Raw genomic sequence first — 21,494 nt, forward strand, 5'->3', positions numbered from 1 at the left:
AGGAGTGAGTAGCATGGGTAAAACAAAGCACACCGGTCCTGTCAAATTACCAAATACACCTTCTCCTAAACACTGGGTTAGTAAGGTTCCATTCGGATTAGGTAAGGTAAAACCTAAACATATTCGAGAAACAATACAAGTTGCTTGGAATAACAAAGATAATTTAAACTACGCAAAAAATATTATTACAAAAGGTGTTTGTGATGGGTGTGCACTTGGTGTTTCAGGTCTTCATGATCAAACGTTGACCGGTCCACATGTATGCTCCACTCGATTAAATGTTCTACGTCTTAATACAATGCCAGCAATGAAGAAGGAAAGCGTTCATGCAGACATTGATGAACTTCGTAAATATTCGAGTTCCCAACTACGTGAGTTAGGCCGAATTCCTTATCCATTAATACGTAGACCTGGTGAGAGAAGTTTTTCGCGAATTAATTGGGATGATGCGATGAATATGATTGCTACTAAGATAAAAAAGCTAGATCCAAAGAATGTTAGTTTCTTCTTAACATCAAGGGGAATCACAAATGAATCATACTATGTAGCAAGTAAAGTTGCTAGATTCTTAGGAACGAATAATATTGATAACGCTTCACGCATTTGTCACTCTCCTTCTAAAACAGCCCTTAAGAGGTCACTAGGAATTGGAGCATCCAGCTGTAATTATAAAGACTGGATTGGTTCTGATGTCATCATCTTCTGGGGTTCTGTTGCAGCAAATAATCAACCCGTTTCTACTAAGTATATGTATGCCGCTAAAAGGAAAGGAACAAAGATCATTTGTATCAACCCTTATCGTGAACCAGCTATGGAGAAATATTGGATTCCTTCTGTCACCGAATCTGCCTTATTTGGTACAAAGCTAGCTGATGATTTCTATCAAGTTAATATTGGTGGAGATATTGCATTCATGCATGGAATTATGAAACATTGGTTTGAAATGGAACGGCGAAAAAAAGGTTCAGCAATTAATCATTCGTTTGTTAAAGAACATGTAAATGGCTTTAACCCTCTAAAAGCTAAAGTGGAAGCACAAACCTGGGATGATATTGTGCAATCATCTGGTGTAAGCAAAAAGAGGATTGGGGAGTTAGCCACTCTGCTAGCTCATAGTCAATCAGGTGTATTTGTGTGGTCTCTTGGCTTAACAATGCATACCTTTGCTTCAGATAATATCTCTCAAGTCGCAAACCTAGCGCTTCTTCGCGGATTTTTAGGTCGTGAGAATTGTGGGGTAATGCCAATCCGAGGTCATTCTAGTGTACAGGGAAGTGGAGAAATGGGCGCTGATCCCTTTGTTCTTCCTGGTGGGGACTTTGATTCAAAAACAATTGATCGTATTGAGGAACTATGGAAATTCAGAATACCTAGATGGCAAGGTGATGTATTAGGGGTATCAATCGAAAACTGTTTATTACCAGATAATCATGACCGGAAAATCAAATTATATTATCTTTCTGGTGGAAACTTTCTCGAAACCATGCCAGATCCAACCTTTGTTAAAAAAGCACTTTCAGAGGTAGATATTCGAGTACATCAAGATATTATTTTTAACACATCTACACTAGTTGATGCGAAGGAAGCCGTCATCATTTTACCTGCAAAAACAAGATATGAACAGGATGGTGGTGGAACATCTACTTCTACTGAACGGATGGTGTATTTCTCACCCCAGATACCTGGAAATAAACAAATGATTGAAGAAGCACGTTCTGAATGGAAGATTTATATTGATCTAGCAAAACGTGTAAAACCAGCTACAGCTCATCTAGTTGACTTTAAAGATGGTCAATCAATTCGTGAAGAAATCGCTCTTGCAAATCCTAATTATGATGGAGTACAGCATTTGAAGAAACAAGGAGATTTCTTCCAATGGGGTGGTGCTTGGTTATGTGAAGATGGGATTTGTCCAACGAAGGATGGGAAAGGTAACTTGGTTCCAGTTGATATTCCTGATTTAAATAAATTAAATGGCGAGTTTTATTTAACAACTCGTCGTGGTAAGCAGTTTAACTCAATGGTATACAGCGAAAAAGATTCTTTTAATCGTGCTGGGCGATATGATGTTCTAATGAATGTTGACGATGCAAAAAGCCTTAGTATCTCTGAGGGTGAATCAGTTGTCGTCTATAATAAACACGGAGTGTTCACGGGAAATGCAAGGTTTATAGATATTGCAAGAGGAAACCTAGAGGTTCACTTTCCAGAAGGAAACTTCTTGTTACCAAAGGGAATTTACGAGAAATTAGCGAAAATCCCTAGCTATAATGTGGCTGTAAAAGTTGAAAAGGCTGAAAGGTTTAATGCGCGCAAAGACATAGACTACCCTAGGAAAACAAACTGAGGATTAGAAGTACATGATCCTTGCTCGTAATCTGATCTGGATGATTGTTTTCCAATAGAAAGCTACGTGGAGGAGGACTCACCTCCTCTTCTCCTTTTTAACAGCCGGTTAAGAGTCACTCTGACTGTAGGTTTGTTCTTTCCTTTCTTAATCCATAAAAAATCAGTGCAGAACCTGCAATGACCATAATGGGTTCTAACCAGTTAGCTTCTGGACCATTGGTAATCCGATGAAGTTGAAAAATCCAGTGGAAAACAACAATATCAAAGCTTAAAAATAGTCCAGTCGCCACAGTAAAACCATTGAAAAAAGATGGTGAGAATAATCGTCTAAACAAGATCATTAAGACTAACAAAACACATACCCCAAACACCACTGCACCAATTCGTTCTACCATACTATTGGCTTTTAAATTAAATGCATATGCATCTATCACATGAAAGAAAAAATCTGTCATAAAAAACGCGATAACTACTCCCAATAACCTCAAATATGTACTCCCCATTCTTATACCCTATTATAATAACTATTATAAAGAGATGTTCTATAAGAACTCAATAAAAAAAGTAGCGACAATTATGATATTTAATAAGAAACAAATGTTGGAAATTAATCGATTGTATTGTAAAATGAATTAATTATTTCAACAATCGGAGGTTTCAGGTATGTATGGAATCATTAATTTCGAAGTATTTCTAATAGCTAGCTTATTACTTAATCTAACACCTGGAACAGATACAATGTATATAGTGAGTAGAAGTATTTCTCAAGGAAGACTTGCTGGTATCTATTCAACATTGGGAATATCAGCTGGAATTATTACTCATACACTACTCGCCGCGTTTGGTTTATCCGTTATTTTAATGCAATCTACTGTTCTATTTACTTTAATTAAGATGATAGGTGCCGTCTATTTAGCATATTTAGGAATTAAAATGCTCTTAGAAAAACAATCTGAAAAATCTCAGGTATCCTTATCCCAACAAAGTCATATAAAAATCTTTGTGCAAGGAATGATTACGAATGTGACGAATCCAAAGGTTGCATTGTTCTTCTTAGCATTTCTACCCCAATTTATACAATCCGATTCTAGTGTCACAAGCCCAATTCCGTTCATTCTCTTGGGACTTTCGTTTACGATAACTGCAGGCATATGGTCTTTATTTACAGTCTACTTTTCATCTATGGCTACAAATAAACTTAAAGGTAATTCAAAAATCTCAAACTTACTAAACCGATTAACTGGTATCGTCTTTATTGCCATGGGATTAAAATTACTTAGCACAAAAGCTACTGCATAGTTCAGTAGCTTTTTTTACTTAAAGTAAAAATTAAATAGATTTCTATATTCATGGAAAGCTAAATAAAATAACAGTAAAATGTAAGTGCTTACAATTATTATCTATAACTTATAACAACTATCGTAAGCACAGTTTCTTTTAACATGTCTAATTCGAAACTAAAAACTGGGGGAATGATGTTGAAGGATAAAATCGTGATTGTCACTGGTGGTAGCAATGGAATGGGAAAAGCGATGGCTAAACGATTTGCCAGGGATGGAGCCTTTGTTACAATAAGTGGTCGAGACCCTGAAAAATTAAATAAAGCAAAAGAAGAGATAGAGACTTTTGAAGGTCAGGTTCTTCCAGTTGTCATGGATGTTCGTGACATTGAAAAAGTACAAAGTATGATTGATCAAACAAAACAAGCATTTGGTACAATTGATTATCTAGTGAATAATGCAGCAGGTAACTTTCTCGTTCGTGCAGAAGATCTATCTCCAAATGGTTGGAGAGCTGTAATTGATATCGTTCTTAATGGAACATGGAATTGTACACAGGCGGTTGCGAAAGATTGGATAAAAGAAAAAAAGGCTGGAAGCATTACAAATATTGTTGCCACTTATGCTTGGACAGCTGGAGTTGGTGTCGTTCATTCTGCTAGTGCCAAGGCTGGAGTTCTCGCCATGACTAGGTCCCTTGCGGTTGAATGGGGAAGTCAGTATGGAATTCGTTTGAATGCGATAGCTCCTGGGCCAATTGAAGAAACTGGTGGTGTTGACAAACTTATTTTGGATGATGAAGCTGCAAAAAGAGTATTAGATGGAATCCCTCTTAATCGGTTTGGAAAGGTTGATGAAGTAGCAAACCTTGCCGCCTTTCTATTCTCGCAAGAAGCACAGTTTATTAATGGTGATTGCATTACAATTGATGGTGGCCAGTGGTTGAATGGCTCTTCATTCAAATATTAGTGGTTTATAAGCAACAATCTATTCGAAAACAGCAAAAAAAACTTGTAGTTGATAAACACAATCAACTACAAGGTCATATAAAATAATGCTTATTCTAAGTTTGCATGTTTCCCATACATTTCTGTGGATGTTAACTCATCTTTAGACATTAATGTTAGTATAACCGCGTCTAAAAAGAGTAACACTGTTTGTTCAAATAATGAGCCCATTGGTTGAATGGATTGATTATGATCCCCTTCATCTTTTCGAACTCCTGAAAGTTTTACAGTAGTAGCTGCTAGCTTTCCAATGGTTGAATCCGGTGATAATGTGACTGTTGCTATTTTTCCACCAATTGAAATGGCTTTTTCAGCCATACTTACTAGACTTTTCGTTTCTCCAGAGCCTGAGACGATAAGTAATAGGTCCCCCTCTCCCATTCCAGGTGTTACGGTTTCACCAACTACATATACTTCTTTTCCTAGGTGCATCAATCTCATTGCAAATGCTTTTACCATCAAGCCTGACCTTCCTGCACCCGCAACAAATACTTTATTAGACATAAGAATTTCATTGACTAATACTTCTGCTTCTTCACTGTTCATTTTACCAATTGAAGAAGTTAACTCCTCTATAATCTTTGATAAATTATCAGCTATCAGCATGCCGCTTACCTAGACTGTTGCAGCTTCACGAATTAATTGTTGCATTTCTTTCGCAACCGCTTTTTTATCTTCCTGGCCAGTAATTCCTCCACCAACAATGACTAAGTCCGGAGCTGCCGCAACTACTTCTGGAAGAGTCGATAATTTAATTCCACCTGCTACAGCAGTTTTTGCATTTTTCACCACACGCTTGATTGTTTGTAATTGCTCAAACGGATTTTCGCCTTCTGCTTGTAGATCATAACCTGTATGTACGCAGATATAATCAACACCTAGTTCATCTACTTCTTTTGCACGTTTCTCAAGGTCTGTCACATTAATCATATCAATAAGAACTTCCGATCCATGCTTCTTTGCTTCCTCAACAGCACCTTTGATTGTTGAATCATTTGTAGCTCCTAGTACAGTTACAATTGAAGCACCCGCTTCTGAAGCTTTCATTACTTCATAAGCACCTGCATCCATAATTTTCAAATCAGCTAATACTGATAAAGAAGGAAAAGCCTCTTTGATTTCTTTTACCGCACGAAGCCCTTCATTAATAACAACCGGTGTCCCAATCTCAACAATATCAATAAACTCTTCAACTTCTTTCACAACTGCCTTTGCTTCTTCAATATTGACTAAATCTAGCGCTAACTGTAATTTCATAATTAACAACACTCCTTTATTTTCTATACTAGTAAGTTTAACAAGCACAAAAGAAACAGAGAAGTACGCACTTTATTCTCAACTAGTGAGGTTAAACTCATTAAGTATGGTAAAAGTAACCATGAAGTGTTATCCTTTTTCTTCTTTCTGACATTTTGTTATACTTAATTAATGTGAAACATATTGTGAACGTTATAAGTGGATCGATACATAGAATGAGGTGATTTTATTGAGCCGTACAGATACAAAAGTATTTAACTGTGAAAAGGAGTTAACTCTTCATGTCATCGGAGGAAAATGGAAAATGCTTATTATGTGGCATCTTGGTAAAGAAGGTACAAAAAGGTTTAGTGAATTGAAATCAATGATTCCTGATATCACTCAAAAGATGCTAGCCAATCAATTAAGGGAATTGGAAGAGGACCTGATTATTCACCGTGAAGTTTATCCTGTAGTTCCTCCAAAAGTTGAATATTCTCTAACAGACCATGGAGAAACCCTTATGCCTATTCTAGAAAAAATGTATGAGTGGGGAAAAAACTACCGAGAAAATGTTCTAGTAGAAGATACACTTGAAATGAAAATCGTTTCTAAATAAAATGCAGATAAAATACGCGATCATCCACAAAGGGATGTCGCGTTTTTATATTTTAAAAGAAGATTGTGAGAACATATAGGTGGAAAAAAAAGAGGAAAATAGATATGATGTTCATATTAATTATTTTAAAATCTATTAGAAAGTTAGGAGATATCATGAAAAAAAAGATCATGCTACTACTTGTGCTAATTGTTTTGGTATTAGCCGGTTGTGGCCAAAAACAAATAGAAGAGTCAATTACGTTATTAGATCAAAATAATAATGAAGTTTCTTTTCCACAAGATAAACCCACGTTATTCTTTTTTATCACGACATACACTTGAGGACTCTGTCAACAGCAACTGGTTCAGTTGCATCAAAACTTAAATGAATTAGACAGCTTAGATGTTAATATGTATATCGTTAGCAATGATTTACCAGAACAACAACTAGAACTGTACACTGCGCTTGAAAAAGAATTCGGTACTAGTATCTCCTTCATCTCTGACCCAAATCTTGAAGTTGCTGAGTTATTTGAAATGAAAAACGGAGAAACAGCTTATAGAGGTTATGGACTTTTAGATACAGAAGGTCATGTGGTCTTCAATACGATTAATGATTACTGGGGTGAAGAATTCGATAAGTCTAAAGAAGAAATTATAGAAGAATATAATAATCTTAAATAATAGCGATATATTGATGATGAAAGTACGGTGTTTAAGAATGCAAAGAGCGCTGAATATTATTTTGTTTTTGGTGTTTATGACAGGAACAATTATTACTGTCTTTATCTTGTATAACAAGATGGATACTTCTATTACTACCACTTTCATTATAGGATATGTTATTTTTCTTGCCTTATATGGAGTTTGGTTAATAATCAAGTTAGCTATCCGTCTCAAAACCATTAGCATGATTCAATTAAGAAAAAAACTATTAACGTTTTTGATTTCCTTCTTATCATTGAGCAGTATACTTTTTGTATTCAATTACTTTTTTACTCAAACAGGATTTGAAATTTGGGATTTAAGTATTCCACTCGGTGTCTCCTTTGGAATTACGTTTTCTGATTTAATTTATAAAACTAAACAAGAAGAAATTAGCGATTAATCTTATTGATATCTAAGTAAAATAATTAGGGCTGTGCTAAGCGGCACAACCCTAATTTTTGTTAAGTAAGCTTTTTAATTTCTCTACATGCCTTCTTTGCACATCAATCACTTCTTCAACAATTCGTTGAGTTTCTGAATCTAAATCACCTTTAACAAGCTCTTCAGAATAGTGAACACCATATTGCTCTTCACCTTTTACTGCATCTGAGATCATTCCTTCTGTCGTATCAGGAATCATAAATTTATGCATAAAGCTATGCATTGAACCAGATACACCCTCATCATCAGCTGGCACTCCACCAAGATTTTGTATTCTTTCTGCAATTTTTTGCGAATTTTGCTTAATTTCTTGCTGCATTTGTTGAAATGTGTGTTTCATGTCTTCTTCATTTACCTGTTGTATGTAGTGTTCAAACGAACGGATGCCCATATATTGCCCTCTTAATAATGTGTTTAATTCTTCAATGACTATTTGGTTGTCCATGAATTCTCTCCTATATTTATAGTATTATTTAGCTTTAGTAAGGTGGTTCTAATTTATATGGATGATCACTCAAGATTTTCTCTCTTTCGAAAAAAGAACTCCGGTTTCCAATTATTATATGGTTGAGTACGATGTTCAGATGGTTCAATTAAAACCCTTGGGGCATGTTTAGGCTTGTTCTCTTTTAAAGCTGCTTTTCTTAAGGAGTTAGCTAATGGTTGCCATTTTTTTAGTAAATTTACAACTAAGAATAAAGTAATTCCTGTAATTAGATAAACCATCCAAATAATTGAGTTTTCTCCACTTCCTACTTGTAGAAGATTTCCTCCGATTGACTTTCCACCTGCGTCTCCCAATCCCGAGACAACATTCGATAATGCAAAAAATAACCCAATCAACTCTGCTTTTGATAACTGAGATATCGTACTATCAATTGTAGGAAGGATTAGCATTTCCCCTATTACAAAAATTGCACCACTCATTATTAGAAATAAAAATGAAGTAGCAAAAAACAAGGCAGATATGCCTGCAGAGATAAATAAAATTCCAAAACTAAGAGCTGTAAGAGGATGTACACGGTTAATAATTTTCATAGTAATTACACTCTGGCTAAGTATCACAATTGCACTATTAACAGTCCATATTAAAGCAACATTCTTAGGTTCAGCAAGAATTTCTGTTGCTATAAGTGGTAACGTAAGAGATAGTTGTGCATACAAGGCCCATATAAAAATCGTGACAATACTAAACACTATAAAAGGTTTATTTTTAAAAACCTCTCTATAGGCACTTCTTGGTACTGGAGGACATGGTAGATCACCACACTCTTTAGGTAAAAACAGCCAACTTTGGAAAGCCAGCCAGATATAAATTACCCCGCCAATCCAAAAAATAAAATTTGAGGATTCTGTAATTAAGAAGAAGATAATTAATCCTGCTGACCCTGTTCCAACATTCGCAAAGATTCCCCTAAGAGAAAAAGCTGTTGTTCGATTTTCCACTGAAGCTAAAGCAGCAATCGCAGCTTTTGTGGATGGAGCATTAAGACCTGTTCCGAACCCCATTGTCATTGCCATCAGTAATAATGGGAAAAATCCATTAAAAAAACCGAAGCCGAAAATACCCATTGCCGTAATTAATGCTCCTAATCCAATAATGAATCTTCTTCCAACACGATCTGCGAGAACTCCTCCGAAAATACTTCCTAGTTGAAATGCTATCGCAATACTTGCAAGGATTGACCCTATCTGAACTAAAGATAAACCATTATCAATTTTTAATATAATTGGTAGCATTGGCATTACCATATAAGTACCTAAATGAGATAACAGAACACCTAGCAACAGGATGATTAATGTCCGATCTAATTTCAAAATCTCTTTAAGCATTTCATTCACCCTCTATATAATTAAATCTATAGGAACTACCTCTACTAGTGTTTATTTTGAATGTTTTGTGTATTAAACTGATTTTGCATATTCATATAAGCCTGGGGATTAGGGATAGGACTCATCACTTGATTTTGTTCCATCACAGTAGCATTAGGGTGATTAGTTGACCATCCTAATTGTTCAGCTAGCATTTCAAACTGGTTAGCAATATCATTCTGTTGCAAACCCATTTCTATATGCGCTCTCTTCACCAAGGGTGCTTTCATATTACTTGCAGACATAAAATTCTCATTAGCCATTGAAACTGCTGTAAAATGGGCATCAAATAGCATGTCTTTTTCTTCAATTCCAATATTTCCTTTTGGTTGGTTGTAATAACCAGTTGAATTGTTTGGAATCGGTGGTACTGCGACTTGAAGTTGCTGGTTCGGATTTAACAACTGATTCATAACTTGAACATGGTTTTTCATCATGCCAATTTGTTTTTGAAAGATAGTCAGTAATTGTCCATTACTTACACTTTGACTGTAAAGCTCTAACCTACTAATAATCCCTTTATGGGCTGGAATATGATTAGCCATTAAACCTACATCAATTATTTTCATCATTCTTCCTCCTCTACTTTAATTTAAAGTTATTTATTCCCTAAGGTTTATCCTCTTATGAAAGATTACTCAAAAAAAGAAGTCTACATTAGGTATTCCACCCAAAAATAGACTTCATAAATTTTCACTTTTCTATATTCCTTCCTCGATATTAGAATCGATCGAATCAGGGTCGACTGAATTAGACAAATTGAATAACGTATTAGTATTCACCCAGTATCCAGTATTAAAACTACCTGCTCCTGCAACAACCTTACTCGTTGAAGAAGGGGAAGCATTTAGAGTACCTCCTGTAATTATTCCATCATTACTATTTAATATGATTGGTCCTAGTCCAAACATCTTTGTTCCACCCCCATTTTATCAGTAAAAAAGTCTCTTCCATATATCCTATGAATTTGAACAGGAAAAGAGTGGACAAAATAGAAAAGAATTGGCTAGCACAGGAGCATTTTACAAACGTCACAAATTTTCAAATCAAAAAAAGTTATCTACAATTCCTATATAACTTTACAAAATAAGCTTTATACTTCTTCGCTAACCACAAGTGGATCCGGATGTTCAGCACCACCACCATGAGCATAATTGTCAGTTGAATCGATTGATGCACCAACTAACCCTAACCCTAATAACGCAATGATAAATAATCTTTTCATTTTATACTCCTCCTAATAAATAATGTTTTGTTTTTTTAATGCATCTGTCGCAATCGAATAATAATAGCAAGCTTGTTTATATTTAAACGCAGATTCATAATGCTTTGCTAAAACATCTGAGTAGTAAGAAATATAATTACTCATTTCATATTCCTTGAAATATGACAACCCTTCTTTTTTGAAAAATTGTTCATACTGATCAAATTGATTGTTTATTAAATAGTCATACAAAGTAAAATGTATGTGATAACCTAGTGTTTGTGAGTTTATATTCCTCGATAAAATAGAGAGTCCTTCTCCTATCCAAAACCTACATTTTTCTATTTGCCCAATTTGAAAATATTCATATGTTAAGGAGTGAATCGTTTTCAACCTACCCAGCGAATTCTCTTTCTCCTTATGTTGTAAGCTATTTTCAAATTCAGAAATTGCCTCAATTGCACGATTCTCAAGAGACAATAAATGACCTAGATTGTGATGAATCAATCCTTTTAAATAGGTATCATTCATCTGATACGCCAACTTACTTGCAGTCCGATAGCTTTCTTCAGCAAGATTGAATTCTTTTGTTTTTACATATCCAATTCCCAATAAGATATGACACTCAGCACACCTTTTTAAATCATAATCTGACTGATAGATTTGTAATGCTTTCTCAACATATCTGATGGATAATGTGGGATTGTTAAGTTGACTAAATGTTAAGCCCATCGAATAGTAGAGGTCTGCTTCTTCCCACTTTTGATACAAATTGCTATTAATAAGCAATTTTTCAGTAAGCTGATATTGTTGCTTAGCAATCGGATATTGACCTGTTAAATAGCAATATAACCCTGAGAATTTGTAGAAATAATAATTCATATCTCGGTCAAATAAGTCTTGGACTTGCTCTATTTTTTGAATTTGTACCTTTGCTTGCTCCATATCGTTTATTAAAAATAAATACCTTATTTCAAATAACCGAAAATAGATCATGGCAATCGTATCATTTTTTTCTTCGAATATTGATTTGTATTTTGAATACAAGGCTGTTGATTCACTTACATTTTTCCTCGCTATTTTAAAGTACCATACCTTTAATTCCTTAATTAATTCTGTTTCTTGTTCTTCTGTAAGAGGTAAACCTAATCGTTCACATAACATCTCTAGGACTTCTCTACTAGCATTGGTTTGTCCGTTTTCAATCTTAGAGAGATATGAGATTGATATAATACCTTTTGAAAGTTGAGCTTGTGTCATGTTTTGTTGAATTCTTTCCAATTTTATCCGATTCCCTATATTCATAACACTCTCCCTCTATCTTGAAGTATATATATAGTATAATTTCTTGAATTATTCGAAAATCCCTTTATTTCAAGTTGGGAAAATAGAAATCTAAAAGTGGGTGTTAGAAGGTTTTTTTACACGCTATTTTCCTAAAGAAAAAGGCACTATAAAAAGGGATTGCTTACTAGGGAAAATTTCATGAACAAATCCCCTTTATCACCTTGGTATACTCATTCATTTTCCCAATATGAAAGTAACTTGACCAATGTTAAAATGAATTACAATCAAACATTCAAGCAAGAGTCCCGGGAACTCAAACCTGAACATACTAGTATTCTTTCAAGTCTATCTATCTAGTAATTAATCTTTTTGTTTGATGCTTTACACCAAACTTAAATGGAGGTTATTCACTTTGAAAAAAACTAAAATACTCAGTATATTATTAAGTTTTATCTTAGTATTTTCTATGTTCTTCCTAAATACATCAACGGAAGCTAAAGGAAATGTAAAGCAAGATTACTTAATTGGTTTTAAAACAAACATTTCAAATAAATCCACCCATATCAAATCTCTTGGCGGAAGTGTCAAACATGAATTCAAATATATGAACGTTGTTCATGCTACATTGCCTCTTCAAGCGGTTACTGCTCTTCAACACAATCCTAATATTGCATTTATAGAGGAAGATCATCAAGCACAAGCGATTGGTCAGGCTGTTCCTTGGGGAATTCCTCATATTAAAGCAGATACTGTTCAATCAACTGGTGTGACAGGTAACGGTGTTAAGGTTGCGATATTGGATACTGGTATTGATAGCTATCATGAGGACTTGTCAGTTGCCGGTGGAGCAAGTTTTGTTTCTGGTGAACCAAATGCTTTAACTGATGGGAATGGTCATGGTACCCATGTAGCTGGGACTGTGTCAGGACTTAATAATTCACTAGGTGTATTAGGGGTTGCTCCGAGTGCTTCGTTGTATGCAGTAAAAGTACTAGGTGCAGATGGATCAGGTACTTACTCTGGAATTGCTCAAGGGATCGAATGGGCCATTTCAAACAATATGGACGTGATTAACATGAGCCTGGGCGGATCTCAAGGTTCGACCGCACTTCAGCAAGCTGTAGACAATGCTTACAATAATGGAATAGTGGTTGTGGCTGCAGCAGGTAATAGTGGTTCTAAAGGAAAACGAAATACGATTGGTTACCCTGCAAAATATAGCTCTGTTATTGCTGTTGGTGCTGTTGACAATACTAATAATCGCGCCTCATTCTCTAGTGTTGGAAATGAATTAGAAGTCATGGCCCCTGGTGTTAGCATTTTAAGTTCAGTTCCAGGAAACAGTTACGATTCTTATAATGGAACAAGTATGGCTTCACCACATGTTGCTGGTGCTGCTGCACTGATTCTCGCAAAATATCCTACATTGTCAAACGTACAAATTCGCGAGCGTTTGAAAAATACAGCTGTTCCCTTAGGAGATTCTTTCTACTATGGAAATGGTGTGATTGATGTAGAAGCAGCGATACAGTAAATGAAGAAAGCTAGTATTGAAGATTATTCTTCTTTACTAGCTTTTCTTTATCTTCAAATCCCCCCTCACCATCGCATACGTGGGTAATTGATTATTGGGGTCACTGCCAAGTTATCCCTCCTCTTTTCTTACTATATTTACCTAAATTTACATTAGATTTACAACCTCTTAATATGACTATGGTACTATTTGTCGTAAGATACCGATCTATGTAAATTGGGGGATAAATTATGACTAATGCACCAGATACAGACACTCTTTTAACTAATAAAAAAAAGGAATCAAATCTGACTTTCTTACATCACTTTAGCTTACGTACCCGTCTTCTTATTTTATTTATTTCATTATTGTTTTTATCTATTAATGCTGTTGGTATAAGTTCATATCTTCAAGCAAAAAAAGCTACAATTAGCACGATTGAAGATCGATTAAGTAGAGAAGCAGACATTATCGCTTCTACTGCTACTAATTTGAAATTCGTGTATGTCAGTGACGATGACTACTTCATGCAGCAATTTGAAGGTAGTATCCGTGAGCAACAAAAGCAACTAACCAAAGATGGAATGGAATCTGATATGTTTTACCTTGTGAATCAGAAAATCCAACCGTTTCCTACTAGCGAAAATTCTAAGGTTAAATTTTCTTCTGCTATTGTTGATAAATTAATAGAAAATAATAATGGAACCTTTCAGCAAAACATTAATGGTAAAAGCTATTCGATTTCAGTTAAAAAAGTAAATGAGATAGGTGGATATTACATACTATTAGTACCTGTTCAATCCTACTTAGATTCAGTTAACCAAATGGCGTTATTTACTACAGCCATTATCTTAATAAGCCTTTTACTATCTCTTATATTAATTATTCTGTTTGTTCGTAGATTAACAACTCCCTTAGTTCAATTACAAGATGCAATGAGGTCAGTACGTAATGGTAAAATCAGTCAAACCACTGATATAAAAACAACGATTCCTGAATTTCAATCATTAAATAAAAGCTTTAACACAATGATGGTGCAAATGACTACAATTATTAATGAGTTAACAGAAACAACAGCAGAGCTTGAATCAACAGGAGGAAAACTTAAGCATTCTTCACGTGATGCCTTAGTTTATAGCCATCAATTAATAGAAGCTATTAACATAGTAAAAGCTGGAGCAGAACAAACAGCTGTTAGTTCTGAACATAACGTTCTTCAATTTCATTCTTTGAAAAAGATGAATGAAGAAATGTTAAATAAGATGAATTTTGTTTTTCAGCGGTCAGAAGCTATGCAACAATCAGCGATTGTCGGAGAAAATACCATCTCCCAATTAATTACTCGCACTCACGATTTTAAAAGTGAATTTGAGCACCTAAATACAACCATTCAACACGTTCAAGAACAATCTTCCTCCATTACAAAACTGGTAGGATTAATCAAAGGAATGGCAGAGCAAACAAAACTTCTAGCACTTAATGCAACAATTGAAGCTGCAAGAGCTGGTGAAGCTGGAAAAGGGTTTGCCGTTGTTGCAAATGAAGTAAGAAAATTAGCAGATCAATCAACAATAGCAACCGAGGAAATAACACAATCAATCTCTAGCATGAAAGATGTCACATTGTTAGCAACCAATGAATTTGAACATATGCTTAGTAAAATAAAAACAAACCTTGTTACTGCAAATGATTCGAAAATTTCGTTTGACGAGCTGATGAAAGAAATAAAAAGTGTAAGTAATAGTCTACTAGAAATGCGAGTAGAGTTAAGAGACCTTAAAGAACTTTTACCTGAACTTGAGGAAGCCACATTAAGCTTTTCATCTGTCTCTCAAGAAACGTTAGCAAGCACGGAAGAAATGTTGAGTACCAGTAATGATCAAATTGAGAAAATGGAGAATACTCACGAGATAGGCTTGAAACTAACAAATCTATCTAATTCGCTTTCTCTTATGATCAAACAATTTAGTTAGATAAGAGTGGAGAATTCCTATCCATCAAAAAAAGCTTGAAGAGAACTGTAAAACATTCTCTCCAAGCTTTTTATTTATGCTTGATTCAGTCTTTTTCTTTTAAATAGAAACATTCCAACACCTGCACCTAATACTAGTAATCCTACTAATAGCAGATTAAATGTATTTGTTGCTGTACTTGGTAATGGATTCCCTTTGTGAGGTGCTGGGATATCCGATAATCCATCCTTACCTTCACCTGAAACCTCGAATGCTCCATACGTACTAAAGTGGTTTGTTTGTGCTGTTACAAATCCATCCTTATAAGTACCACCAATGTCTTCCCATTGCTTTTTCTCTTCATTGTAGTAAAGAACTGTTACATGATTAGGGTTCTTCACTTTCTTTGCATCCACTTTAAACACTAATGTCATCATTTCAGCAAACTTGTGATATTCCTTGCCTTTTGAAGTAATTTTAAAATCATACACTTCACCTACCGCTGATTTTACCGATTTCATTTTTGTCACATGAACTTCGAAAGCTCCATTCGGTAAGTTGGCAGCAGGAATTTTCACTTCAACATCATTATTTGAAATAACCGTTTCTATTCCTTTTTCTTTTAAAAGCTTAACTTGTTCTTCTGTAAATGAAGCCTTAAACACCGTCTGACCTTCTACATTAATTATTAACTGAGAATTAGCTTCTAACGACTTAATTGAACTTGTATCAATCGTTACGACTCCGTTTTTAATTGTAGGCTTAACCTCTTTTGGTTTCGTTGGTGCTGTCCCATCACCTTTTCCAGGCTTTGGCTCAGGCTTAGCATTACTCTTAACTTCCTGGATAATTCTACCTTCAACTGAAGGTGAAACAGGACTATTAGACTGAACATAAGAAGTAAATACATCTGCATCAAGCAGGAATAATTCGTTTATACGCCCTTCATTTTTAGCCTTTTTGAAAACTGTGAATCCGTCTCCACCATCAGCTGTGAATGCATTCGTCGCAACACTATATGTTGCTTGTAAATCTAGAGTTTTATACTTGCCATTCGCTTGCTTTACTTCAACAAGCCACACTCTTTCACCAACTGGTTTGTTGATATCATATTTGAATCGAAGTCCTGATACTTGTAAGAACTTACCTTGTGCAGCTTCTACTTCGCTCACACTATGCTCTAAAGCTTCTAAAATCTCTGCACCAGTTAAGTCTAAAGTGACTAATAGATTACCAAATGGTAGGACTGTGTATGCATCACCTAACGTAATGTCACCCTTATCGATCGAAGCACGAATTCCTCCACCATTTTGGAGAGCAATTGTTGTTTTTCCATCAACCTTATATGCTTGTTGTGCCATTCCGTCAGCAATCAAGTTTCCTAGATTCGTTTCTTTCGTACGAATGTCCTTACGTTCACCATTCAAGACAACGTTTGTATGACCAATTATCTTCTTTCTTATCTCATCAAGCTTCACTTCAAATTCTGCTACTTTTTCTGCGGCAGCAGCATTTTCTTCAAAACCATCAAGTTCTAGAAGTTCTCCAGCATGACCAATAACGACACCTTCATTATTGAATGTTACATCCAGTGAACCTAAGTAATTTAAATATTCATTAGCTTGAACAATTAATGTTGGCTCTGCTTTATTGACAATAACCGGTTTTGTCAAAGTAGTATGTGAATGTCCACCAACAATTACGTCAATCCCTTCAACTGCATTAGCTAATTCCAAATCAGAAGTATGTCCCATGTGAGAAAGAACAATAATTTTGTTCACTCCATCAGACTTTAATCTAGCTACCGTTTCAGTCGCTTTTATCTTTGCATCTTCAAAAACAATATCTCTTCCTGGACTTGCAAGAATTACTGTATCTGGAGTTGTCAGACCAAAGATCCCAACTTGTTCTCCATCGATTTCTTTAACGATTGCTGGATAAATGTTTCCTCCAGTTTGTGTTTTACCTAATTCGTTCTTAAACAATAGACTTAACACCGGATCTTTCGTCACGTTCACATTGGAAGAAACCATCGGGAAATTCATTCTAGAAACAAAGTTTGCTAGAGTTGTAGAATCTTTGTCAAATTCATGGTTACCAAACGTCATTGCATCATAACCAATTTCATTCATGAACCAAAGGTCTGCCAATCCACTATATTGGTTAAAGAATAATGTTCCTGAGAAAACATCACCAGCATCAACAAGTAACGTATTTTCTTTCTCACTTCTAACCTTGTTTACTGCTGTGAATAGCTTAGGATATTGTTCAACATGGGCATGCGTATCATTTGTGTGTAATATACTAAGTTGCCATGATTCTCTAGTTCCTAGGTTAAGAGCAAATTTCGCAAGATCTCCATTTGTTTCAACATGCTCAATATAAGATTGACCATTTAAATAGTTTTGAGCTTTTGCTGCAGATGCAAATGTAACATTTACATCACCATCAATGTCTGCGATTTTCCAATTATCATCTGCACTTGGATTGATTTCACCTGTATTAACGATATAGTCAATAATTGCCTGTCTGTTCTCATCAGGCGCAACCAATATCGTATTCTTACCACCCGGGTTTACAATTTTGTTTGTACCAGCACGGTAGTTGTTTGTTGCAACAATGAATTCCATGTCTGCTGTAACAGGCTTGCCATTATACTGCAAATTCTTAACTCTGCTTGCTTCAGGATTAATAAGAGCTTGGTCATTATTATATTTAGAAGGTTGTGTAACATCAATTTCATATGTGACACCATCAATTACATCAAAATTGTAAGATCTAAAATTATAATTGATTAAGGATTGTTCAGCTTTGTTGCTAGGATCGATTTGATTAAATTGACCTGCTGACCATTCAATCCACTCTTTTAATTCTGAGCCATTTATTTTTAGTGCATAAACAGTATTAGGATATAAATACAGATCTGCTACGTTTTTAATTGCAATTGTACCAGTTGGAATATCAGTGAAGTATGAAGCATCATCACCAGCACGTCCACCTGCTTTAAATGGTGCTGCAGAAGATAATACAGGAAGACCTTTATATTGTGCACCTGCTCCTGCAATCCACTTATCTACATACCACTTTTGTGCGTTTGAAACGATTTGTACAGACGGATCATCTTGCACTAATGCAAAATAACTGTTAATTGGAGCAGTTGTTGTGCCAACAGGACCATTTACATAGTTAATAGTTGCTGCATGTTCAGTAGCGATTGCATCTTCTAGAGCCTTATCACTAGCATAACCCGCTGTAGGTAATACCACGCCTTGGGAATCAGCAACAATCCACTCCCCATTAACCAATTCAAGCTTCAAGTCAATTTGTCCAATATGATCGGCCCATGAACCTGGCATTGTTACTGGTACACCATTGATTGTACCTTTTACATTATCGAAACCATTGCCGTCAGGGAAGTTTGCTTTCTTACCCTCTACTGCTGGAAAAATAGCATGTGCATGACCAGATAAAACTGCATCGACACCTTCAACTTGTGTTAAATAATATGCTGCATTTTCCATACCATCCACTTGGCCACTATTATCAATTCCAGAGTGAGCAAGAACAACGATTACATCTGCTCCTTCAGTCTTCATTTGTGGAATAATCTTGTTGGCAGATACCATAATATCTTCCACAGATACTTTCCCATTTAGATGACCATAATCCCAATTTAGGATTTGTGGTGGAACAAAGCCTGTTACCCCAACTTTGATTGTATGTGTATTTCCTGATTGATCTGTTACCTGTTTTGTAAGGATTTCGTATTGATCGAAATACGGAGTACCGTCGAGATTAAAAACGTTAGCATTGACTATAGGAAATTCTGCATCATCAAATGCTTCGTTAAGGAAATCTAAACCGAAGTTAAATTCATGGTTTCCAACGGTTCCAGCATCATAACCTAATAGATTAAGAGCTTTAACTGCCGGGTGAACTTGTCCTTCTTTTAAGACATCCACTCTTGCTATGTAATCCCCTAATGGATTTCCTTGTATTAAATCACCATTGTCGAAAAGTAAGGAGTTCTTTACTTCTGCCTGCTGCTTTTTAATTAAGGTTGAAGCTTTAGAGAGCCCAAATACATCTGTAGGCTTATCTTGGAAGTAATCATAGTTTAAGATATTTGTGTGAATATCCGTCGTTTCTAAGATACGTAAATCTACTACTGGATTCGCCACTTCTGCTGCTACAGCAACTGTAGAGAGGATCGGTGCTAGAAATGTACTTACTAATAAAGCACTTACAGTTAAACCGCTAACTACCTTTCGCTTCAGAGCTTCTTTAAAATTCGCTTTCAATGAAAGTCCACCTTCCGACTATTTTTTTGAACCGCATAAAAAAGATCTATTCATATAATCTTAAAATCTAACAAAATAGTTAAAATTTATATCGAATTATAATGATAGATAAACAATTTTATGAACAAATTGTGTCTAATTTTGTACAGTTCCATTAAATTATATCGTTTTACGAACAAATATACAGACTAATCTTTCGACCACTTTCGACACAAATCCTCCAACACTCCTCAAAACCATTGATAATACTGGGTTTTTATCCTTTTGTGTTAAAACATTTACATTTTTCATACCGAACATTAACAGTAAGTTAATAAATATAATACGTATTTATAACAAATCTTATCAAATATTATTATATGAATTTATAAATAAGACTGAGCATAAGTCACAAGTTTAAATTATTTACAATCAGTCAATAATGATTAACACAAACTTTTTAACAGCTTAACAAAAATGTAACAGTTTGGTAATACTAATTGATACAGATTTATGTTATATTATATTTATCAACAAAACAGATAGGACAGGAGGTTAGTACAGATGAAACAGTTTCGTTTTATTTTTAAAACAGATCAAAATATTGCAAAAGATATCACTCTAAATGCTAATGGAATGTTTGAAGCAATGAAAAAAGCACAGCTAATGAAGAAAGAACTTGAAAAGAATAATCCTCGAGCAATGATCACAGTTGAATTCATTGGAATTGCATACACAAATATCGCTTAATGCAAAGGAGTTAGAATGACATATTTAATTTTGAATGTTGTAGATGTGTAATGATTTTCGAATGATATTCGAAACTTATTACACATTATTTATGCCTACCCACTAAAACCTCTCATAAAACCCTTCTTATTTTTTAATTCTTTGTTTTATGGTAAAATCCACCTATACTACAATAAATACCTATATATGAGGAGAATTTGATGAATAACTATTCAATCTTGTTTTTAGACATTGATGGGACGATTTTGGCACCTGATGATTCAATTCAAGACTCAACAAAAGACGCGGTTAATCAAATACAACAAAAAGGAATCGAAGTATTTCTTGCAACTGGAAGACCTCTCCATGAAATTTGGGATATAGGAAAAGAACTGAACATCAAATCTTTTATTGGATATAATGGTGCTTACGCCATTCAGAATGATCAAGAAGTATTTAACGAACCATTGACTGCTAAGACCGTTGAATCATTTATCCAAAAAGCAAGGGAACACAACCATGAAATTGTCATGTACACAAATAAAGAAAATCTCGTAACTTCATTTGAATCTCCTGTTGTTAAAGAATTTATTTCAAAATTCCATTTGAAAAATAATCAATTATACTCACCTTCATACGTTGACCAAATCCTAGGAATGTCCGTCCTTAATCTAACAGAAGGTGATCAAGTCATCTATGAAGAAGACACAAACATCCACTTATCTCAAATAAATCTAGAAGGGTTCGAACATAGTTTTGATGTGATTCGAGACACCGTAAATAAAGGAGTAGCTGTTAAGACAATATTAGATTCCCTTAACATACCTGCCCCAGAATCGATTGCTTTCGGTGATGGAATGAATGATAAGGAAATGTTGTCCTATGTTGGTGAAGGCTTCGCGATGGGGAATGCACATCCTAATCTTTTAAGATACGCAAAGTATCAAACCACCTCTGTTACTGATTCTGGGATCTTTAACGGTTTGAAGAGACTTGGCTTAGTCGAATAAAAAAGAAGCTGTTCTATAAGTGGCTC

21 protein-coding genes are annotated in these 21,494 nt (G+C 35.0%); 11 read left to right on the top strand and 10 right to left on the bottom strand.

What is annotated here, in order from left to right:
* The first annotated feature begins 13 nt into the window (after positions 1 to 13).
* Complete coding sequence (locus BLQ56_RS03320; RefSeq protein ID WP_090849848.1) at positions 14 to 2,347, top strand: FdhF/YdeP family oxidoreductase; 2,334 nt, start codon at positions 14 to 16, stop codon at positions 2,345 to 2,347.
* 115 nt (positions 2,348 to 2,462) lie between these two features.
* On the opposite strand, the gene BLQ56_RS03325 is transcribed toward BLQ56_RS03320, so the two are convergent.
* Positions 2,463 to 2,837 (bottom strand): hypothetical protein, encoded by a 375-nt coding sequence (locus tag BLQ56_RS03325; RefSeq protein ID WP_090849850.1) that lies wholly within the window; start codon positions 2,835 to 2,837, stop codon positions 2,463 to 2,465.
* A gap of 175 nt (positions 2,838 to 3,012) precedes the next feature.
* Here BLQ56_RS03325 and BLQ56_RS03330 point away from each other — a divergent pair, with 175 nt between their 5' ends.
* The gene (locus tag BLQ56_RS03330) at positions 3,013 to 3,648 is read left to right on the top strand and encodes a LysE family translocator (protein ID WP_090849852.1); all 636 of its coding nucleotides are present in this window, start codon (positions 3,013 to 3,015) and stop codon (positions 3,646 to 3,648) included.
* Between the two features lie 179 nt (positions 3,649 to 3,827).
* Positions 3,828 to 4,598, top strand: coding sequence for a 2,4-dienoyl-CoA reductase (gene fadH, locus BLQ56_RS03335; protein WP_090849854.1), 771 nt, complete (start codon positions 3,828 to 3,830; stop codon positions 4,596 to 4,598).
* Between the two features lie 89 nt (positions 4,599 to 4,687).
* Here fadH and hxlB read toward each other — a convergent pair whose 3' ends face one another.
* Together hxlB and hxlA are read right to left on the bottom strand one after the other, a co-directional pair.
* On the bottom strand, positions 4,688 to 5,242 hold the full coding sequence (hxlB, locus tag BLQ56_RS03340; protein WP_090849856.1) for a 6-phospho-3-hexuloisomerase: 555 nt from the start codon (positions 5,240 to 5,242) through the stop codon (positions 4,688 to 4,690).
* Between the two features lie 9 nt (positions 5,243 to 5,251).
* On the bottom strand, positions 5,252 to 5,893 hold the full coding sequence (hxlA, locus tag BLQ56_RS03345) for a 3-hexulose-6-phosphate synthase (protein ID WP_090849858.1): 642 nt from the start codon (positions 5,891 to 5,893) through the stop codon (positions 5,252 to 5,254).
* Positions 5,894 to 6,122: 229 nt separating this feature from the next.
* On the opposite strand from hxlA, the gene hxlR reads away from it, so the two are divergent.
* From hxlR to BLQ56_RS03365, 4 genes are all read left to right on the top strand, one after another.
* Positions 6,123 to 6,491, top strand: coding sequence for a transcriptional activator HxlR (hxlR, locus tag BLQ56_RS03350; protein ID WP_090849860.1), 369 nt, complete (start codon positions 6,123 to 6,125; stop codon positions 6,489 to 6,491).
* A 104-nt stretch (positions 6,492 to 6,595) separates the two neighbouring features.
* A complete protein-coding gene (locus BLQ56_RS23320) occupies positions 6,596 to 6,814 on the top strand; it encodes a lipoprotein (RefSeq protein WP_090849862.1) in 219 nt (72 codons plus the stop codon).
* 18 nt (positions 6,815 to 6,832) lie between these two features.
* Complete coding sequence (locus BLQ56_RS03360; protein ID WP_090849864.1) at positions 6,833 to 7,156, top strand: redoxin domain-containing protein; 324 nt, start codon at positions 6,833 to 6,835, stop codon at positions 7,154 to 7,156.
* Positions 7,157 to 7,193: 37 nt separating this feature from the next.
* Positions 7,194 to 7,580, top strand: a complete 387-nt coding sequence (locus tag BLQ56_RS03365) for a hypothetical protein (RefSeq protein WP_090849865.1) — start codon at positions 7,194 to 7,196, stop codon at positions 7,578 to 7,580.
* A 51-nt stretch (positions 7,581 to 7,631) separates the two neighbouring features.
* Here the strand turns inward: BLQ56_RS03365 and BLQ56_RS03370 are convergent, their stop codons facing one another.
* The 6 genes from BLQ56_RS03370 to BLQ56_RS03390 all read right to left on the bottom strand — a co-directional run bounded on the left by BLQ56_RS03370 (position 7,632) and on the right by BLQ56_RS03390 (position 12,002).
* On the bottom strand, positions 7,632 to 8,066 hold the full coding sequence (locus BLQ56_RS03370; protein ID WP_090849867.1) for a DUF2383 domain-containing protein: 435 nt from the start codon (positions 8,064 to 8,066) through the stop codon (positions 7,632 to 7,634).
* 65 nt (positions 8,067 to 8,131) lie between these two features.
* Positions 8,132 to 9,454: an MFS transporter gene (locus BLQ56_RS03375; RefSeq protein WP_090849869.1), complete on the bottom strand. Its 1,323-nt coding sequence runs from the start codon at positions 9,452 to 9,454 to the stop codon at positions 8,132 to 8,134.
* 44 nt (positions 9,455 to 9,498) lie between these two features.
* Positions 9,499 to 10,062 carry a hypothetical protein gene (locus BLQ56_RS03380; RefSeq protein WP_090849871.1) on the bottom strand — a complete coding sequence of 188 codons (564 nt, stop codon included), beginning with the start codon at positions 10,060 to 10,062 and terminating at the stop codon, positions 9,499 to 9,501.
* 132 nt (positions 10,063 to 10,194) lie between these two features.
* The gene (locus BLQ56_RS03385) at positions 10,195 to 10,404 is read right to left on the bottom strand and encodes a spore germination protein (protein WP_090849873.1); all 210 of its coding nucleotides are present in this window, start codon (positions 10,402 to 10,404) and stop codon (positions 10,195 to 10,197) included.
* 182 nt (positions 10,405 to 10,586) lie between these two features.
* Positions 10,587 to 10,718 carry a hypothetical protein gene (locus BLQ56_RS24020; RefSeq protein ID WP_274380195.1) on the bottom strand — a complete coding sequence of 44 codons (132 nt, stop codon included), beginning with the start codon at positions 10,716 to 10,718 and terminating at the stop codon, positions 10,587 to 10,589.
* Positions 10,719 to 10,730: 12 nt separating this feature from the next.
* Positions 10,731 to 12,002: a helix-turn-helix domain-containing protein gene (locus BLQ56_RS03390; protein ID WP_090849875.1), complete on the bottom strand. Its 1,272-nt coding sequence runs from the start codon at positions 12,000 to 12,002 to the stop codon at positions 10,731 to 10,733.
* A 358-nt stretch (positions 12,003 to 12,360) separates the two neighbouring features.
* Here BLQ56_RS03390 and BLQ56_RS03395 point away from each other — a divergent pair, with 358 nt between their 5' ends.
* The gene (locus tag BLQ56_RS03395; protein ID WP_139163063.1) at positions 12,361 to 13,518 is read left to right on the top strand and encodes a S8 family peptidase; all 1,158 of its coding nucleotides are present in this window, start codon (positions 12,361 to 12,363) and stop codon (positions 13,516 to 13,518) included.
* 230 nt (positions 13,519 to 13,748) lie between these two features.
* The gene (locus tag BLQ56_RS03400; RefSeq protein ID WP_090849879.1) at positions 13,749 to 15,470 is read left to right on the top strand and encodes a methyl-accepting chemotaxis protein; all 1,722 of its coding nucleotides are present in this window, start codon (positions 13,749 to 13,751) and stop codon (positions 15,468 to 15,470) included.
* Between the two features lie 74 nt (positions 15,471 to 15,544).
* Here BLQ56_RS03400 and BLQ56_RS03405 read toward each other — a convergent pair whose 3' ends face one another.
* Positions 15,545 to 19,750, bottom strand: coding sequence for a bifunctional 2',3'-cyclic-nucleotide 2'-phosphodiesterase/3'-nucleotidase (locus BLQ56_RS03405; RefSeq protein WP_090849881.1), 4,206 nt, complete (start codon positions 19,748 to 19,750; stop codon positions 15,545 to 15,547).
* Positions 19,751 to 20,293: 543 nt separating this feature from the next.
* Here BLQ56_RS03405 and BLQ56_RS03410 point away from each other — a divergent pair.
* Entirely contained in the window at positions 20,294 to 20,479 is a 186-nt protein-coding gene (locus tag BLQ56_RS03410; RefSeq protein WP_090849882.1) for a hypothetical protein, read from the top strand.
* A gap of 200 nt (positions 20,480 to 20,679) precedes the next feature.
* On the top strand, positions 20,680 to 21,468 hold the full coding sequence (locus tag BLQ56_RS03415; RefSeq protein ID WP_090849883.1) for an HAD family hydrolase: 789 nt from the start codon (positions 20,680 to 20,682) through the stop codon (positions 21,466 to 21,468).
* Positions 21,469 to 21,494 lie beyond the last annotated feature (26 nt).

The organism is Litchfieldia salsa (genome assembly GCF_900104555.1).
GTDB classification, from domain to species: domain Bacteria; phylum Bacillota; class Bacilli; order Bacillales; family Bacillaceae_L; genus Litchfieldia; species Litchfieldia salsa.

What these genes read in the sequence shown, in the direction of transcription:
- BLQ56_RS03415 (WP_090849883.1), top strand. Translation starts at nt 20,680, where the DNA reads ATGAATAACTATTCAATCTTGTTTTTAGACATTGATGGGACGATTTTG.
- BLQ56_RS23320 (WP_090849862.1), top strand. Translation starts at nt 6,596, where the DNA reads ATGATGTTCATATTAATTATTTTAAAATCTATTAGAAAGTTAGGAGAT.
- hxlA (WP_090849858.1), bottom strand. Translation starts at nt 5,893, where the DNA reads ATGAAATTACAGTTAGCGCTAGATTTAGTCAATATTGAAGAAGCAAAG.
- BLQ56_RS03365 (WP_090849865.1), top strand. Translation starts at nt 7,194, where the DNA reads ATGCAAAGAGCGCTGAATATTATTTTGTTTTTGGTGTTTATGACAGGA.
- BLQ56_RS03395 (WP_139163063.1), top strand. Translation starts at nt 12,361, where the DNA reads ATGCTTTACACCAAACTTAAATGGAGGTTATTCACTTTGAAAAAAACT.
- BLQ56_RS03390 (WP_090849875.1), bottom strand. Translation starts at nt 12,002, where the DNA reads ATGAATATAGGGAATCGGATAAAATTGGAAAGAATTCAACAAAACATG.
- hxlB (WP_090849856.1), bottom strand. Translation starts at nt 5,242, where the DNA reads ATGCTGATAGCTGATAATTTATCAAAGATTATAGAGGAGTTAACTTCT.
- BLQ56_RS24020 (WP_274380195.1), bottom strand. Translation starts at nt 10,718, where the DNA reads ATGAAAAGATTATTTATCATTGCGTTATTAGGGTTAGGGTTAGTTGGT.
- BLQ56_RS03400 (WP_090849879.1), top strand. Translation starts at nt 13,749, where the DNA reads ATGACTAATGCACCAGATACAGACACTCTTTTAACTAATAAAAAAAAG.
- BLQ56_RS03385 (WP_090849873.1), bottom strand. Translation starts at nt 10,404, where the DNA reads ATGTTTGGACTAGGACCAATCATATTAAATAGTAATGATGGAATAATT.
- BLQ56_RS03370 (WP_090849867.1), bottom strand. Translation starts at nt 8,066, where the DNA reads ATGGACAACCAAATAGTCATTGAAGAATTAAACACATTATTAAGAGGG.
- BLQ56_RS03375 (WP_090849869.1), bottom strand. Translation starts at nt 9,454, where the DNA reads ATGCTTAAAGAGATTTTGAAATTAGATCGGACATTAATCATCCTGTTG.
- BLQ56_RS03380 (WP_090849871.1), bottom strand. Translation starts at nt 10,062, where the DNA reads ATGAAAATAATTGATGTAGGTTTAATGGCTAATCATATTCCAGCCCAT.
- BLQ56_RS03410 (WP_090849882.1), top strand. Translation starts at nt 20,294, where the DNA reads ATGAAACAGTTTCGTTTTATTTTTAAAACAGATCAAAATATTGCAAAA.
- BLQ56_RS03320 (WP_090849848.1), top strand. Translation starts at nt 14, where the DNA reads ATGGGTAAAACAAAGCACACCGGTCCTGTCAAATTACCAAATACACCT.
- BLQ56_RS03330 (WP_090849852.1), top strand. Translation starts at nt 3,013, where the DNA reads ATGTATGGAATCATTAATTTCGAAGTATTTCTAATAGCTAGCTTATTA.